At 42.5% G+C, this 15,486-nt stretch carries 13 protein-coding genes; 2 read left to right on the top strand and 11 right to left on the bottom strand.

Features of this window, described 5'->3' with window-relative positions; all coding sequences use genetic code 11:
• From PV403_RS02430 to leuB, 5 genes are all read right to left on the bottom strand, one after another.
• A complete protein-coding gene (locus tag PV403_RS02430) occupies nucleotides 1-948 on the bottom strand; it encodes an AAA family ATPase (RefSeq protein ID WP_332083788.1) in 948 nt (315 codons plus the stop codon).
• Between the two features lie 190 nt (nucleotides 949-1,138).
• Nucleotides 1,139-2,659 (bottom strand): leucyl aminopeptidase, encoded by a 1,521-nt coding sequence (locus PV403_RS02425; protein WP_332083488.1) that lies wholly within the window; start codon nucleotides 2,657-2,659, stop codon nucleotides 1,139-1,141.
• Between the two features lie 193 nt (nucleotides 2,660-2,852).
• Nucleotides 2,853-3,956 carry an ATP-binding protein gene (locus tag PV403_RS02420; RefSeq protein ID WP_332083487.1) on the bottom strand — a complete coding sequence of 368 codons (1,104 nt, stop codon included), beginning with the start codon at nucleotides 3,954-3,956 and terminating at the stop codon, nucleotides 2,853-2,855.
• A gap of 444 nt (nucleotides 3,957-4,400) precedes the next feature.
• Nucleotides 4,401-4,823, bottom strand: a complete 423-nt coding sequence (locus tag PV403_RS02415) for a hypothetical protein (RefSeq protein ID WP_160032835.1) — start codon at nucleotides 4,821-4,823, stop codon at nucleotides 4,401-4,403.
• A 458-nt stretch (nucleotides 4,824-5,281) separates the two neighbouring features.
• Nucleotides 5,282-6,382: a 3-isopropylmalate dehydrogenase gene (gene leuB, locus PV403_RS02410; protein ID WP_332083486.1), complete on the bottom strand. Its 1,101-nt coding sequence runs from the start codon at nucleotides 6,380-6,382 to the stop codon at nucleotides 5,282-5,284.
• Between the two features lie 266 nt (nucleotides 6,383-6,648).
• Between leuB and PV403_RS02405 the strand changes: the two genes are divergently transcribed.
• The gene (locus PV403_RS02405) at nucleotides 6,649-7,629 is read left to right on the top strand and encodes an aldo/keto reductase (protein WP_332083485.1); all 981 of its coding nucleotides are present in this window, start codon (nucleotides 6,649-6,651) and stop codon (nucleotides 7,627-7,629) included.
• Nucleotides 7,630-7,755: 126 nt separating this feature from the next.
• Here PV403_RS02405 and PV403_RS02400 read toward each other — a convergent pair whose 3' ends face one another.
• The 4 genes from PV403_RS02400 to ilvB all read right to left on the bottom strand — a co-directional run bounded on the left by PV403_RS02400 (nucleotide 7,756) and on the right by ilvB (nucleotide 12,852).
• The gene (locus tag PV403_RS02400; protein WP_332083484.1) at nucleotides 7,756-9,297 is read right to left on the bottom strand and encodes a 2-isopropylmalate synthase; all 1,542 of its coding nucleotides are present in this window, start codon (nucleotides 9,295-9,297) and stop codon (nucleotides 7,756-7,758) included.
• A gap of 114 nt (nucleotides 9,298-9,411) precedes the next feature.
• Complete coding sequence (ilvC, locus tag PV403_RS02395; RefSeq protein WP_213531995.1) at nucleotides 9,412-10,404, bottom strand: ketol-acid reductoisomerase; 993 nt, start codon at nucleotides 10,402-10,404, stop codon at nucleotides 9,412-9,414.
• Between the two features lie 237 nt (nucleotides 10,405-10,641).
• Nucleotides 10,642-11,124 (bottom strand): acetolactate synthase small subunit, encoded by a 483-nt coding sequence (ilvN, locus tag PV403_RS02390; RefSeq protein WP_201450698.1) that lies wholly within the window; start codon nucleotides 11,122-11,124, stop codon nucleotides 10,642-10,644.
• A gap of 3 nt (nucleotides 11,125-11,127) precedes the next feature.
• Nucleotides 11,128-12,852 (bottom strand): biosynthetic-type acetolactate synthase large subunit, encoded by a 1,725-nt coding sequence (gene ilvB, locus PV403_RS02385; RefSeq protein ID WP_374705796.1) that lies wholly within the window; start codon nucleotides 12,850-12,852, stop codon nucleotides 11,128-11,130.
• Nucleotides 12,853-13,449: 597 nt separating this feature from the next.
• Here ilvB and PV403_RS02380 point away from each other — a divergent pair.
• Complete coding sequence (locus PV403_RS02380; protein WP_332083483.1) at nucleotides 13,450-13,902, top strand: GNAT family N-acetyltransferase; 453 nt, start codon at nucleotides 13,450-13,452, stop codon at nucleotides 13,900-13,902.
• 34 nt (nucleotides 13,903-13,936) lie between these two features.
• On the opposite strand, the gene PV403_RS02375 is transcribed toward PV403_RS02380, so the two are convergent.
• Both PV403_RS02375 and PV403_RS02370 read right to left on the bottom strand, forming a co-directional pair.
• Entirely contained in the window at nucleotides 13,937-14,359 is a 423-nt protein-coding gene (locus PV403_RS02375) for a hypothetical protein (RefSeq protein ID WP_213531992.1), read from the bottom strand.
• A gap of 151 nt (nucleotides 14,360-14,510) precedes the next feature.
• Nucleotides 14,511-15,485: an ABC transporter permease gene (locus tag PV403_RS02370; RefSeq protein ID WP_332083482.1), complete on the bottom strand. Its 975-nt coding sequence runs from the start codon at nucleotides 15,483-15,485 to the stop codon at nucleotides 14,511-14,513.
• Between the last annotated feature and the right edge of the window lies 1 nt (nucleotide 15,486).

The following is a 15,486-nucleotide window of genomic DNA, read 5'->3' as shown; positions in this document are numbered from 1 at the left end:
CTAGCCTATACTGCTTTCTGAAGCCATGTTTTCACTCGGGACAGGGATTTGTTCAATGATACTTTGAAGCAGGGCAGCAGCCTTCCCTTCCTGTTGTCTTGATCTTTGGTGGAGCACAAGTCTATGAGATAAAACAGGCAGAGCGAGCGCTTTGATATCGTCAGGCAGAACGTAGTCCCTGTTTCTTATCGCAGCCCGAGCTTGGCTAGCTCTAAGCAGCGCCTGTGTTCCTCTCGGGCTTACACCAAGGGCAATATCAGGATGACGTCTTGTAGCCTCTGCGATAGCAATCATATACTGGAGGAGATCTTCCTCGACTTGAACGGACTTAAAGGATTGCTGGGCTGAAATCATATCCTCCTGTGTGATCACGGGGGTTATGGAAGTCTGGAAACCGCCTTCTATCGTCCGTTTCAAGATTTCAATGCCTTCGGCATGGGATGGATACCCCAAATTCATTTTCAACATGAATCGATCCATTTGCGCTTCTGGCAGCGGAAAAGTCCCCTGGTTATCGACTGGATTCTGCGTTGCTATGACAATAAAAGGTTTGGATAGTACATGAGTTTGTCCATCCACACTAATTTGCCTCTCTTCCATACACTCTAGCAAACTGGATTGTGTTCTCGGCGTTGCTCTATTAATCTCGTCCGCTAATACGATATTCGCAAATAATGGGCCTGGCCTAAACTCAAACTGTCCCTCTTTCTGGTTGTAGAAATGGATTCCCGTCAAGTCCGACGGCAATAAATCAGGAGTAAACTGAATCCGCCGAAATGAACATTCCATCGAAGCAGCTACCGTTTTAGCGAGCATCGTCTTACCTGTCCCCGGAACATCTTCCAATAAGATATGGCCCGAAGCGATCAGTGCGGTCAGTAACAAATCTACCGATTCTTCTTTGCCGATCATGTACTTCGCTATACTTGTTCTCAGTTCTTGGGCCATATTCGCAATTGCCTTGATTTCCGCCTCAACCACAGAAAAACCACCTTTGTATTTGTAATTAGGAAACGTTTTCATATATGTGTTTTATTTTATCACAACGCCAGAAAACATGCATTTTATGTAAAAAAAGAAGGTATATCCCCTGGTTTCTCCAAGACATATACCTAATCTATAATTACAAATCCTATTCTTATTCCACGCTTGTGATCCACTCCACAATGGTACGAACCATAACACCGGTGGCTCCTTTCGGATTTACACCTCGCTCTTTCGAAAGAAATGCCGTTCCAGCAATATCAAGATGAATCCAAGGCATCCCGTCAGCAAAGGTCCCTATAAACAAACCAGCGGTACTTGAAGCTGCATTTCGTCCTGTACTGTTTCGTAAGTCTGCTACATCACTTCTCAGCATCTCTTGGAATTCAGGATACGCAGGAAGCGGCCATACTTTTTCACCGGTTCGTCTCGAAGCCGAAATAAACCGACTCAAGAACGTCTCATCATTCGATACCGCACCAGTGGCAACATCTCCAAGAGCCGATAATACAGCTCCGGTTAACGTTGCTACATCGATAAGGCTAGTTGCACCTAATTCCTTCGCGTAGGTCATACCGTCAGCAAGTACAACTCTTCCTTCTGCATCTGTATTTAGAATTTCAACGGTTCTGCCGCTAAGAGTGGTAATGACATCACCTGGTTTGAATGCACTGCCAGAAGGCATATTCTCAGCAGTAGGAATAATTATAAGTGTGTTTAGTTTCGGACGAAGGATACATAATGTCTCAAGTGCGCCGAGCACGGTTGCCGCACCGCCCATATCACTGATCATTTCTTCCATACCGACACGTGGTTTCAAAGAAATGCCGCCTGTGTCAAAGGTAATTCCTTTACCTACAAGTCCTACAATGTCGCCATCCCATGTTTCTTTTCCTTGATACTTAATTACGATCATTTTTGGCGGATGTATGCTACCTTTCCCTACAGCGAGAATTCCGCCCATCCCTTTTTCCTCGAGTTCTCTTTCATCTAAAATGGAATACTCTAGTCCATGTTTCTCAGCTAGTTGTTTGGAGGCTACGGCAAGATCTTCAGGAACGAGCATATTCCCTGGAAGATTGGTTAAATCTCTGGCATAATTGGTCCCTGCCGCAAAAGCTTGCCCCCGCTCGATCCCTTTCTCCCATTCTTTTTGAAAATCAGGGTCTGTGATCTTTTCCTGATGAAAAGTAAGTTTACTTGGGCCTATATAAGCTTTTTGCTTCTGTTTATAGTTTTTTCTCCGATATGCACCTAAAATAAAACCTTCCGTTAAAGCGTGTGCTACTTTGGAAATATCAAGTGTATCGGAATAGGACACCAGCGAGGAAGGCATAGCAAATACCACTTCATCTGCGCTGACCTGCAGCGAAGCTTTGGCTGCTTTTGCAGCGAGATTACGGAGCTCATCCACACTCATGGGATGCTCCCCTGTTCCTACTAAAACAAGTGTAGCAGCGGCACTCCCCTGCTTTACAGGGATGGTGAACAGTTGATTCTCGGATCCATTAAAAAGTCCTCTTTCTTTTACCGAAATAATCGCTTGCTTCCATGATTCCGGAAAATGTCCCGTAATCCACTCGGCTTCTGATACCAAACATATGACGGCATGTGCCTCAAGTGATTCTACAGGAATCGCAGTTTTCCATGTGACTTCTAATGTGTTGTACGTCAATATCTTCATCTCCCAATCGGTATATCGTTCTGATTAAAGCAACTAAAGGTATTATGAAATTGATTCATTTATACACGTGTTCCCTACTACTCCATATATACCCTTCGTCATACCTACAAAAACAAAACAGGCCGGGAGCTGCTCTAGCTCCTGGCCTACTTTAATGAAGAGGATCTAAATCGCAAAAGATAATCTATACGAGAGGCAGGGAGATTTTAAACTCGGTCCCTTCTCCTACTTTACTATGTACAGCTATAGTCCCACCATGATTCTTAATGATACGATAGCTGACAGACAGTCCAAGTCCCGTCCCTGTCTCTTTCGTTGTAAAAAATGGATCAAATAATCGAACCAGTGTGTTGTTGTCCATCCCATGGCCATTATCTTTTATCGAGATGACTACCTGACTTTGCTCCTCATGCGTATCAATCTGAATGATGCCAGAATAGTCTTCTCCTACAGGATCCATAGCGTCCATCGCATTTTTCACTATGTTCAGCATGACTTGTTTAATCTGTTTTACATCAATAGAGACATAAAGGGGAGTCAGATCATTATTCAGCTGTATCTCACAGCCATTCATTAAACCTTCACTCTCTGTAAGCAGGACTATTTCTTTAAGTAAAGACTGGATAGGAATGACCGTTTTCTGAGGCGCTGAAGGTTTTGAAGAATTCAAGAATTCATAAATAATATCGTTAGCCCGGTCAATTTCTGTCAAAATAATTTTCGCATATTCGTCCTTGCCCAGCTGCAGCAAATGAGGACGAAGCAATTGAATAAACCCCCGAATAGCGGTAAGTGGGTTTCGAATTTCATGCGCTATTGAAGCGGATATTTGACCAAGCATTGCAAGTTTGTCATTTTGATAAGCGGTCTGTTCAATTTGTTTGAAATCCGATACGTCTTTAACACTCAGCAGAAAATTCCCATCCATCTGATCACCATAGGTAATCGTAATCAGCCAATGTTTCCCATACTCATCAAGCAGCTCATGATAGCGCTTACGATGAAAAATGGTCTCTCGATATATCCTGAGAATTTTCTTCTTTTTGAACCGGCTGATATAAGGATGTTGAACTAACCGAAGGACGTTACATCCAAGTAACTGATGCCTTGGAAGCTCCAGCAATTTTGCCATCTGCACATTAATAAAAGTTAGAAAACCTTCGCTATCAAACAACATGATTCCACTGTCCAAATGTTCCAAAATGTTCTCATAATTACTATTATCGAGATGCCTTAGTGGAAAAGCCTCATTGGCAGAAATCAAAGTGTCCTGAAACTCACTGATCATACTCAGGTTCCCCCTTTTTACTTAAATGGAACTTGCCGATCGGACTAGCAATGGTCGCAGAACAGTGAGACCGTCTACCTTGAAGTGTGGTGTCTTCCCATCAGAAGGGCATTGGGTTTGCCTTTCTTAAGACTTTCGTAGAGTAAGTATAGAGGTAGTCCAAATATTACGCATTCCTTTGTTTCTAAGTCATGTATCCAATAATGGGAAGATCTATTTTCCGATACGGAATAGTGATTATGTGAGCCAATGTTATTAAATTAGCTGATTCCGCTTTGAAAGAAGTCTATTTTATCATAGACAAGGTTACCAATCCTAGTCAATCAGAGATACTGTCGAATAAACAGAAATAATTGAGATAAACCCTTTTCGTTCAGGTATAAAGAATGACTTCTCAATAAAAAAACCTCTGCCCTAGGGCAAAGGTCGTCATTTACAGACATACTATGGTTGTCTTCCCGGTTGATTGTGCTTAAGTTTTGAGCGTTTTTTACTCATGACAGCAAGCCTGCGCTTTAATTCGCTCTCCCACTTCTCGTCTTTTATATTTTTGGCTATGGACAGCAAGTCAAGAGACGTATCGATTTGTCTTTGGACGACTTCGAGCGGATCTTCATTTTCACGGTTTACACAGTTCTCATAAATCGTATCTTCGTCTTCCATTACATAATCTTGAAAGTCAATCTCAGAAGCACCATCACCATGTGCATATTCAGCTAATATTTCATATTCATTCTCTACTTTGTAATGGACTTCTACCCGATGACATACTGGACAAAAGAGCAGGGGAACATTGTGGACCTGCGTACGGTAATGTTTTAATGTTCCCTTCGTTCCAATCATACTTGCTCCACAACAAAAACTCATTTGTTCACCCTCCTTGTAGAAACGCACCGGATGCATTATTTACATTATGTTCAATAGCGTATTCTTTTACCCTATTCGTTATGACAGTTCGTTTTCCTCTTTATAAGAAAAAAAGATTCCCTACCCCTTATAACACCTTTTTTCCTATTCTTAAACGCAATTTTTTGTAAAAAAAAGGTATCCGCGTTATTTGGTGAAAAAAGCCCTCACAACATAAAAATGCTGTAAGGGCTTGTCTATTATTTTTGAAAAATGCGGAAATTTATAGGTTACTGACCGGCTGAGGAAAAGAAAATGTATTCAAGATCCTTAGCCCACTTTACGAATAATATATAGATCCTATCACTCGTCTAACTCAAAGTCAAATTGGCAACTCATGAAGAGGATCGTGAGCAGCTACTCTCTTCTCCGTAATACATACGGAATCTAAAGAATATCTACTCTCCATCGTTACCTATTTAATAGGAAGAAACTAGTGTCGATTTCTCCATATTTTTCACGATTAAATCTCCCATCGCTGAAGTACTGATTGCTTGGCTCTTGTCTATTGCAATATCGCTTGTACGATGACCTTCATCCAGCACTTTAGCTACTGCTTTTTCGATGGCATCTGCTGCATCTTCATATCCAAAAGTCATCCGGAACATTAAAGCGACAGATAGGATCGTAGCAATAGGGTTCGCTGCTCCTTGTCCTGCAATATCAGGAGCGGAACCATGTACCGGTTCATACAATCCGAAGCTACCTTCTCCCAAAGATGCAGAAGATAGCATCCCAATCGAACCCGTCAACATCGCTGCTTCATCACTTAGAATATCTCCAAACATATTCTCGGTTACAATGACATCAAAGCTAGCAGGCCTGCGAAGAAGCTGCATTGCACAGTTATCAACGAGTACATGTTCTACTTCTACATCAGGATAGTCAGGAGCTACACGGTTTACCACTTCACGCCAAAGTCTCGATGTTTCCAGTACATTAGCCTTGTCTACAGATGCAAGTCTCTTTTTCCGCTTCTGTGCGATTTCAAAAGCCTGTCTAACAATACGTTCCACTTCAGTTACGTTATAAACACAGGTATCAACTGCTTCTTCCCCGTGCTCTCCTTGTCTGCGAAGTTTGTCACCGAAATAGATTCCTCCAGTCAGTTCTCTTACGACCATTAAGTCCGTTCCTTCGAGAACTTCCGGTTTCAAGGTAGACGCATCTTTCAAACAATCAAATACAACAGCCGGGCGTAAATTAGAAAATAAACCAAGTGCCTTGCGGATTCCCAGTAATCCTGTTTCTGGTCTAAGTTCTTTCGGGTTATTATCCCACTTAGGGCCACCCACTGCTCCAAGCAGAACTGCGTCTGCATTCTGACATACTTCGAGCGTTTCTTCCGGAAGCGGTGTTCCTTTTTGATCAATAGCGATCCCGCCGAATAAGGCATGAGTGGTTTCAAAAGTATAACCGAATATTTCCTCCGTCCGTTTCAATACTTTCTCTGCTTCCGCAACAACCTCAGGGCCGATCCCATCTCCTGCGATGACCGCAATCTTCTTCACATCTGACATAAACAACACGCTCCTTTTTTATGTAAAATCATAAACTTCTATTTTCTCGTCGTTGTAAACTTCTTATATACCTTTGTACCATAGATGTGGTGGATTTGACCAAGATATAGAATCTATTGCTTTAATAGGTTTAGACTATAACGGGTAAATCAATTTCGTAATTCATTCAAAGGATTGTAAGTAAATCAGTTGATCGAACTTGAATTAACCGTTTACAATAACATAGAAAGGTAAATTTGGTTCCTATGAGGAAGGGTGAGTGGACTATGCAATACAGTTACCTGGGTAAGTCTGGTTTAAAAGTAAGTAAACTATGTCTTGGTACAATGAACTTTGGTCCCGAAACAGATGAGAAAGAGGCATTCCGAATTATGGATGCAGCTCTTGATGCAGGAATCAATTTTTTTGATACAGCAAATGTATACGGTTGGGGTGAACATTCCGGCTTAACAGAAAAGATTATCGGCAGATGGTTTAAACAAGGCGGAGGCCGCCGTGAAAGAGTGGTACTCGCTACAAAAGTCTATGGTTCCATGCAGGATCAGACGGATGGTCCTAATGATGACGCAGGTTTATCTGCCTATAAAATTCGCCGTCACCTGGAAGGATCATTACAGCGTCTTCAAACGGATCATATTGAACTTTACCAAATGCACCACGTGGATCCCGTCATTTCATGGGAAGAACTTTGGGGAGCGTTTGAAGTCAGCATTGCACAGGGGAAAATCGGCTATGTCGGCTCTAGTAATTTTGCAGGTTGGCAAATTGCGGTTGCCCAAAGTGCTGCCAAACAGCGGCATTTCCTCGGACTCATTTCGGAACAGCATAAATATAGCCTCAATTGCCGGCTTCCGGAACTTGAAGTCCTTCCTGCTGCTCAAAATTTAGGACTTGGGATTATTCCTTGGAGTCCGCTGGATGGTGGATTGCTTGGCCGTAATGCCCTTAAAAAATTAGAAGGTACTCGAACCGGTAATAATGCAGCTTACATCGATCAGCACAGGGAGCAGTTGGAGCAATTTGCTGCACTCTGCCGTGAACTCGGTGAACCTCAGGATAACGTTGCTCTTGCTTGGCTGCTAGCAAATCCTGCAGTAACTGCTCCGATCATCGGACCTCGAACCATGGAGCAATTTGAAAGTACACTGGGTGCACTTGAGGTAAGCCTTGATGAATCTACGATGAAACGTCTAGATGAAATTTTCCCAGGACCTGGCGGACATGCACCTAATGCGTATGCTTGGTAGACCTATATAAACTGTGAATTGAATTAATTTCATAATATAAAAGTTACTCGAAAAGCCCTTTCTAGGAATCTTTACTCAGCTGAGGAAAGTTCCAAAAAGGGCTTTTTTTATCGAATCATCATGATTTTATAAATTTACATTAATACGCTCTGTATATGTTTTACGTTTCTCAACAAGATGATTGAGAGCATCTACATAAGCACGCGCGCTCGCCCCAAGTATGTCGGTACTTACTCCGCGTCCCTGCACCGTCATCTTATCCTGCCTTAGGACGACATGTACTTCACCTAAAGCATCTTTACCGTGAGTAACGGACTTAATGGAATAATCAGCAAGGATAACATCTTCTCCACTTGCTTTATCAATCGCATTATAGATCGCATCTACCGAACCATTTCCCTCTGCTTCTGATGTCACATATTTATCGTCTTCCAAGCAAAGACTGATTCTAGCAGTAGGTACAGAGGCATCTCCATAAGTGACATACATCTCCTGGAGTTTGAACACCTCTGGAATATCGACTAACTTTTCTTCTAAGAGAGCGATTAGATCATCATCCGTCACTTCTTTTTTCTTATCTGCAAGATCTTTAAATTGTGCAAACGCCTGGTTTACTTCATCCTCCTGAAGGATAAATCCAAGCTCAACCAATTTTTCACGGAAAGCATGCCGACCTGAATGTTTACCAAGTACAAGCTTGCTCTCTTTCAGTCCAATAGTTTCTGGTGTCATGATTTCATAGGTTGTTTTTTCTTTGAGCATGCCGTCCTGATGAATACCTGACTCATGAGCAAATGCGTTAGCACCGACGATCGCCTTATTACCAGGGACGACCATACCCGTTAATCTGCTGACGAGCCGGCTGGTCCGAGCAATCTCAGATAATTGAAGTGTTGTTTTAGCACCAAACAATTCTTGTCTTGTCTCTAAAGCCATCGCTATTTCTTCGATAGCTGTATTTCCGGCACGTTCCCCAATTCCGTTAACCGTACCTTCAATTTGATCTGCTCCATTCATAATCGCAGCCAGTGTATTGGCAGTCGCCATACCTAAATCATTATGACAATGAGCGCTGAGTTGCACCTTCTCAATATCCGGTACTTGCGCTTTTAATATTCTGAATAGATTACCGTATTCTTCTGGATACAAATAACCTACCGTATCCGGGATATTTACAACGGCTGCTCCCTCTTGGACTGCCATTGACGTCACTTCAACTAAGAAGTCATGTTCTGTACGACCGGCATCTTCGAGTGAAAATTCAATTTTGGAAAAATAACGTTTCGCATACCGAATTGCAGACCTTGCTGTATCAAGCACCTGTGCTTTGTCCATACGAAGTTTATGCTGACGATGTATTGGCGAAGTAGCTAGAAATAGGTGGATACACGGATCTTGTGCTCCTTGAAGCGCTTCCCGAACAGCTTCAATATCCTGTTCTCTAGAACGCGAAAGTCCAATAACGGTTGAGTTTTTTACCGCTCTAGCAATGGCATTTACTGCAGCAAGGTCGCCCGGGGAGGCTGCCGGAAAACCAGCCTCCATCCGGTCCACTCCCAATTTTTCAAGCTGATAAGCGATCTCCAGTTTCTCTCGCGTGTTCAGATTGACTCCAGGAGATTGCTCTCCGTCACGCAGCGTAGTATCAAAGATATGAATTTTGCGCACACTCAGCACCTCCAAAAAAGTTTGTGTTTAACCTCCTATAGCGGCTCACGCATAATCGCACGGCCGCTTAGGAAGAAATATTTCAATTCATTATTTTTCGGTTATGATGAAATCTTATTTATGAGTCCAGTGCATCATTTCACGCAATTGACTACCAACGACTTCAATCGGGTGATTTGCTTCATTACGGCGAGTAGCTGTCAAGAATGCACGGCCTGATTGGTTCTCAAGGATAAAGTCACGAGCAAATTTACCTTGTTGGATGTCAGTCAGAACGGCTTTCATTGCTGCTTTTGTATCTTCTGTTACAACACGAGGACCTGTAACATAGTCACCATACTCAGCTGTGTTGCTGATGGAATCGCGCATACTTGCAAGTCCGCCTTCATACATCAAATCCACAATTAGTTTCAGTTCGTGCAGACATTCGAAGTATGCCATTTCTGGTGCATAACCTGCTTCTGTCAGCGTTTCAAATCCCGCTTTTACGAGTGCACTTACACCACCGCACAATACAGCTTGTTCACCGAACAAATCTGTTTCGGTTTCTTCACGGAAAGAAGTTTCGATAACTCCAGCACGAGTACAGCCAATTCCTTTTGCATATGCAAGACCAATTTCTTTCGCTTTACCTGTTGCATCTTGTTCGATCGCGATCAAACCAGGTACACCAAAACCTTCTACATATGTACGACGAACCATATGTCCTGGAGATTTAGGAGCCACAAGCAATACATCGCTATCTTTAGGAGCAACGATTTGACCAAAATGAACGTTAAAACCGTGAGAGAACATGATTGTAGCGCCTTTTTTCAAGTTAGGCTCAATTTCATTTTTGTAAACGGAAGCTTGTGTTTCATCCGGCATCAAAATTTGAATGACATCAGCACGGCTTGTTGCCTCTGCTACGGAAAGTACTTCAAAACCATCATTTTGAGCGGTTTGGAATGATTTACCTTCGCGTAGACCGATTACTACATTTAGTCCACTGTCACGTAAGTTTTGTGCCTGAGCATGTCCCTGACTACCATATCCGATTACGGCGATGGTTTTACCTTTCAATACACTAAGTTCTGCATCCTGTTCATAGTACGTTGTAACTGCCATTGTTAAAGTCCTCCTTTGTATTGTAAAGAAACCCTGCATGAATGAGCGGGTGTTTCAAGGGACTATTCTCCCAGACTGCTCATCATCGTCTTTAGTTATGAAGTAGCAGCAATCCCCTCAAACCCCCGCCCATTCTTCAGGACTGTGATTTTCTGTCGCGGTGAATGACTAAACTATTACTTTAAAAAAGAGAATGAATGACAATTCCACGAATTAAATATTCATTCTAATAAGTTTTTATACATTACCTCTAATCATTGCGGTAACTCCGGTTCTGGATAATTCACGGATTCCGTAAGGCTTCAGAAGCTCAATCATTGCATCAATCTTATCTGTATCCCCTACAACCTGTACCATCAATGAGGTATTTCCGATATCCACGACTGAAGCGCGGAAAGTCTCAACGAGTCCCATTACTTCAGGTCGTTCTGAAGGATCTGCTTTTACTTTTATCAACGCAAGTTCGCGTCCTACCATTGGATTTGAACTAAGATTGACTACCTTAATTACATCAATCAATTTGTAGAGTTGCTTCTCAATTTGCTCGAGTAGTTTGTCGTCTCCAAGTGTTACAATGACCATTCGAGATAAACCTGCTTCTTCCGATTGACCTACTGTAATACTTTCGATGTTAAATCCACGGCGACCGAACAGACCTGATACCCGTTGAAGCACTCCTGGCTGATCGTTTACCAGCACGGCAATCGTATGTCTATTCATGATTTATGCATCTCCCATCAGCATTTGATCAATTGTCGAACCCTGCATTACCATCGGATATACATTTTCATCCCTATTAACTACAAATTCGACAAGTACAGGACCATCCGTATTCATTGCTTCTTCCCAAACTTGCTGAGCTTCCTCTTTGTTTGTTGCACGCAGGCCTTTTACTCCGTACGCTTCAGCCAATTTTACAAAATCAGGACTACCTGATAGATCAATATGGCTAAACCGATTATCGTAAATTAATTCCTGCCACTGTCTAACCATTCCAAGTACCTGATTGTTAATGACTACAATCTTAACCGGAATTTTGTTTATCGCGCAGATGGCAAGTTCTTGAGAACACATTTGCATTCCGCCATCTCCATTGATGGAAATAACCAGTCGATCTGGATGAGCCATCTGTGCACCAATCGCAGAAGGGAATCCAAATCCCATTGTACCAAGACCGCCAGAAGTAACCCATGAACGCGGTTGATTAAATTTATAATATTGCGCAGCCCACATCTGATGTTGACCTACATCTGTCGTTACAATTGCACTGCCGTTTGTGGTGTCATTCAACATTTCAATAACCCACTGTGGTTTTAAGACTTCATCTGAATCTTTGTAATGATAGAGACGATCGCCTTTCCATTCCTTGATCTGTCCCCGCCATGCATCTGCCTTATCTGCACGAGCTGCATCTTGATTAAGAATTTCTAGTACGGTTTTCACGTCACCCACAATAGGAATATCGGCAGCGACGTTTTTGCCAATCTCAGCTGGGTCAATATCAATGTGAACAATTTTTGCTTTAGGTGCAAAACCATCCAGCTTTCCCGTAACCCGATCATCAAATCTTGCACCGATACAGATTAGGAGGTCTGCTTGTTGGATGGCATGATTTGCTGTATATGTTCCGTGCATTCCGGGCATCCCCATCCACAATTCATGACCGCTTGGGAAGCCTCCGAGTCCAAGAAGTGTAGTTGTAATCGGAATTTCCGTTTGTTTAACAAATTCGTACAGTGCTTCATGTCCTCCCGAATATACAACCCCGCCTCCAGCTAGAATGACTGGACGTTCTGCTTCTTGAATGGCTTGATGCAGTTTATCAAGCTGAATCCGGTTTGGAATTACTTTTGGATTGTAAGCTCTCATCTGCACCGGTTCGGTATGCGGTTTAAAAAGGGTCTTCGCTGAAGATATATCTTTAGGAATATCAATGAGTACCGGCCCTTTTCTACCAGTGTTCGCAATGTGGAATGCTTCGTGAATCACGCGAGGCAAATCTTCAACATCACGTACCAGATAACTATGTTTCGTGATCGGCATGGTAATTCCCGTAATATCAGCTTCTTGGAATGCATCGGTACCAATCAGGCTTGAAGCGACATTTCCTGTGATGACAACAAGAGGTACTGAATCCATATACGCAGTTGCAATTCCAGTAACGAGGTTCGTAGCACCAGGACCTGAAGTAGCAATACATACCCCTACTTTTCCACTTACTCGTGCATAACCATCAGCTGCATGAATAGCACCTTGTTCATGACGTGTAAGAAGATGATTGAAATCTTCGAATCCATGCATCGCATCATAAATATAAAGTACAGCTCCGCCTGGATAACCAAACACACATTCAACACCTTCAAGGAGTAAGCTTCGTAGCAAGATATCCGAACCGGTAATGACTTCCGGCTTCATCCATTTCTCTCGTAGTTGATCTGTTGACCGCATTTCAGAATTATGTGCATTCACTCTAAGATCTCCCCCTTCTAAAGAACTGCATAGAACTTGCAAACTAGAAAACAAAAAAACCTTTCATCTCAAGCGGACACAATATGTGCCTCGCAAGGGACGAAAGGTTGTTTCTTCCGTGGTACCACCCAGTTTTGTCTGATTCCTCACAGAATCTGACCTTAGCAAGTAGAAGAATAGTAAGGTAAATAACCCCACCCCATCTTCTTACCTAACGTCTGTAACGTAGACTTACGATTTTCCCTAATAAGCAAATTGCCTTTCAGGAAAACAGCTCCGAGGTGAGCTCGTATATAAGGGATTATGGTGGAGCTTGCAGCATATTCCGTCCACTCTCTGAGCATAAGCGCCCTTACAACTTCGTCCTCATCATTGCCGATGAACTATAGCGGTTAAATGTTAGGAACATTATATGATTCATTTATGGAAATAGTCAACACTTTATTTTTCAAGAGTATTACAGTTTTTGGACAAACCTTGCTGTAACAACTGTTTTGCCCTGGAAAATAGCACCTGTCATCCCGACTATACATATACTATTTCAACAAGAACTTGCTCAATAAGGAGGTATTTTCTATGATTCGAAATCGAAGACCTAAACAGGATGACACTGCTATCATGGAACTCATTCAAACCCAATTGGTCCCTCTCTCTCACATGAGCAAACAGGACATCGATCAAGTCATAAAAGAAATCCCCTTCAGATTATCAAGGGGATTTTCTTTGGTATCCTCTTCGACATACGAATCGGATTTATTTGGCTTTATTCACTTTATGATGCATGGGAATCTGCTTTATATTGACATGATGGCAGTCTCACCGAAACAACAGAGAAAGAATCACGGCAGAGAACTGTTACTCAAAGCAGAACAGTTTGGAATCTCACGAGGTTGTAAAAAATCAAAAGTGATGGTGGATGAAGGCAACCATAAAGGAGTGCTTTTTTATAAGAAATCCGGTTATGAATTGATTCGTTATATGGACATTGGCCGTTGTTATGAGATGGGAAAAAATTTAGAAATCTATTGAAATGATACAAAATCAATTTCAAGAAATGGATTCACTAGTAGAAAAATTTATTCTTAAATCCATATCCTCCTCCAAAACCTGGGCCTGGTCCCGGTCCTGGACCTGGTCCAAATCCGTAACCACCACCTGGTTTGCCTCCGTAGCCATAACCGCCGCCAGGATATCCGCCGCCCTGGTAGCCTCCTCCATTATAACCTCCTTGATAACCTCCGCCGCCAAATGGACCGCCAAAGCCGCCGCCTGCAAAAGGTAATGTTCCGATTGCAAGAAGATCAAATAAGACTAAAGGGAGAATCGCCCGTGTACCTGCCTCTTTTCCGCCCACCGGTTCGAGTATAAGTTTATTACCCGTTATAGACACCAGCTTGCCCGCTACCTGTGTTCCATCTTTCCGAACAGCTACAATTTCCTGTCCAATCCATTTTTTCGCTTCATTTGCGCTCACAGATTTACTCATCTTTCTCCCTCCTTCTGAGTAGAATTCACTATTATACTATTCATAGATCAGAGATTTGCCTGTTCCTATGTCCTGCATGTACAAAAAAACCCGAAGGTGTACACATGAATGTGAACACCTTCGGGTTATCTGTCCATTCTCTAATCCCAAATTATCGTTTGCCTGGATCGTATGGTTGACCGAGTGCAGCAGGAGCAGAAGAGCGACCTACGGCAGCGACCAATACGACAATGGTAAGTACATACGGCAACATGAAAATAATTTCCTGGGGAATAGCCTGAGACCATTCGAATATTTGAATATAGTTACGAACGGCTTGAGACAATCCGAAGAACAAGGCAGCGCCAAATGCACCAATCGGATTCCACTTACCAAAGATCATCGCAGCAATTGCAATGTATCCTTGTCCGGAAATGGTATTGTGTGAGAATACTCCCGTTGTAGTAAGAGTCAGTGTTGCACCACCAATCGCTGCTAGTGCTCCACTAATCATAACTGCAACATATCTATATTTCGTTACGTTAATTCCCATTGTATCTGCGGCACTAGGGTGCTCCCCGACTGAACGAAGACGCAGTCCATAAGGTGTTTTATACAGGAAGTAGTAAGCAATAATAACGAACAATATAGCCAAGAACGTAGTCGGATAATGATTAATAAATACACTTCCAAAGAACGGAATTTCAGCTAACTTTATACCGAACAAAGTTGGATCCCATTTTTCAAAACCTAAAATAAGCGGAGTTTCTCCTGAACCATCAAAGAGTAATTTAACCATATACAGGGTACTTCCTGCAGCCAGGAAGTTAATAACGATACCACTGATAATCTGGTCTGCTTTAAATGTAATCGAAGCTACTGCGTGAATAAGAGATACAATCAGTCCGAATACGGCAGCAGCAATAAGACCGATCACCGCTGCGGATTCTCCCGACATGCCTGCATCTTGTGCATAGTGAGCCGTAACACCTGCTGCAAAAGCTCCGAAAATCATAAAACCTTCGATCCCGAGATTCGTTACCCCGGAACGCTCGGAAAAAATACCGCCTAGCGCAGCAAAAACAAGCGCAGTTGCGAAAACGAGTGTAGTATTAATCAGTTGTCCAGAAAGGGTTATGAAGTCCATG

Source organism: Paenibacillus sp. GYB006 (assembly GCF_036577645.1).
In the GTDB taxonomy this organism is placed as follows: domain Bacteria; phylum Bacillota; class Bacilli; order Paenibacillales; family Paenibacillaceae; genus Paenibacillus.
The sequence above is the reverse complement of the archived record's forward strand: the minus strand, read 5'-3'. Positions and strand labels throughout refer to the sequence as shown.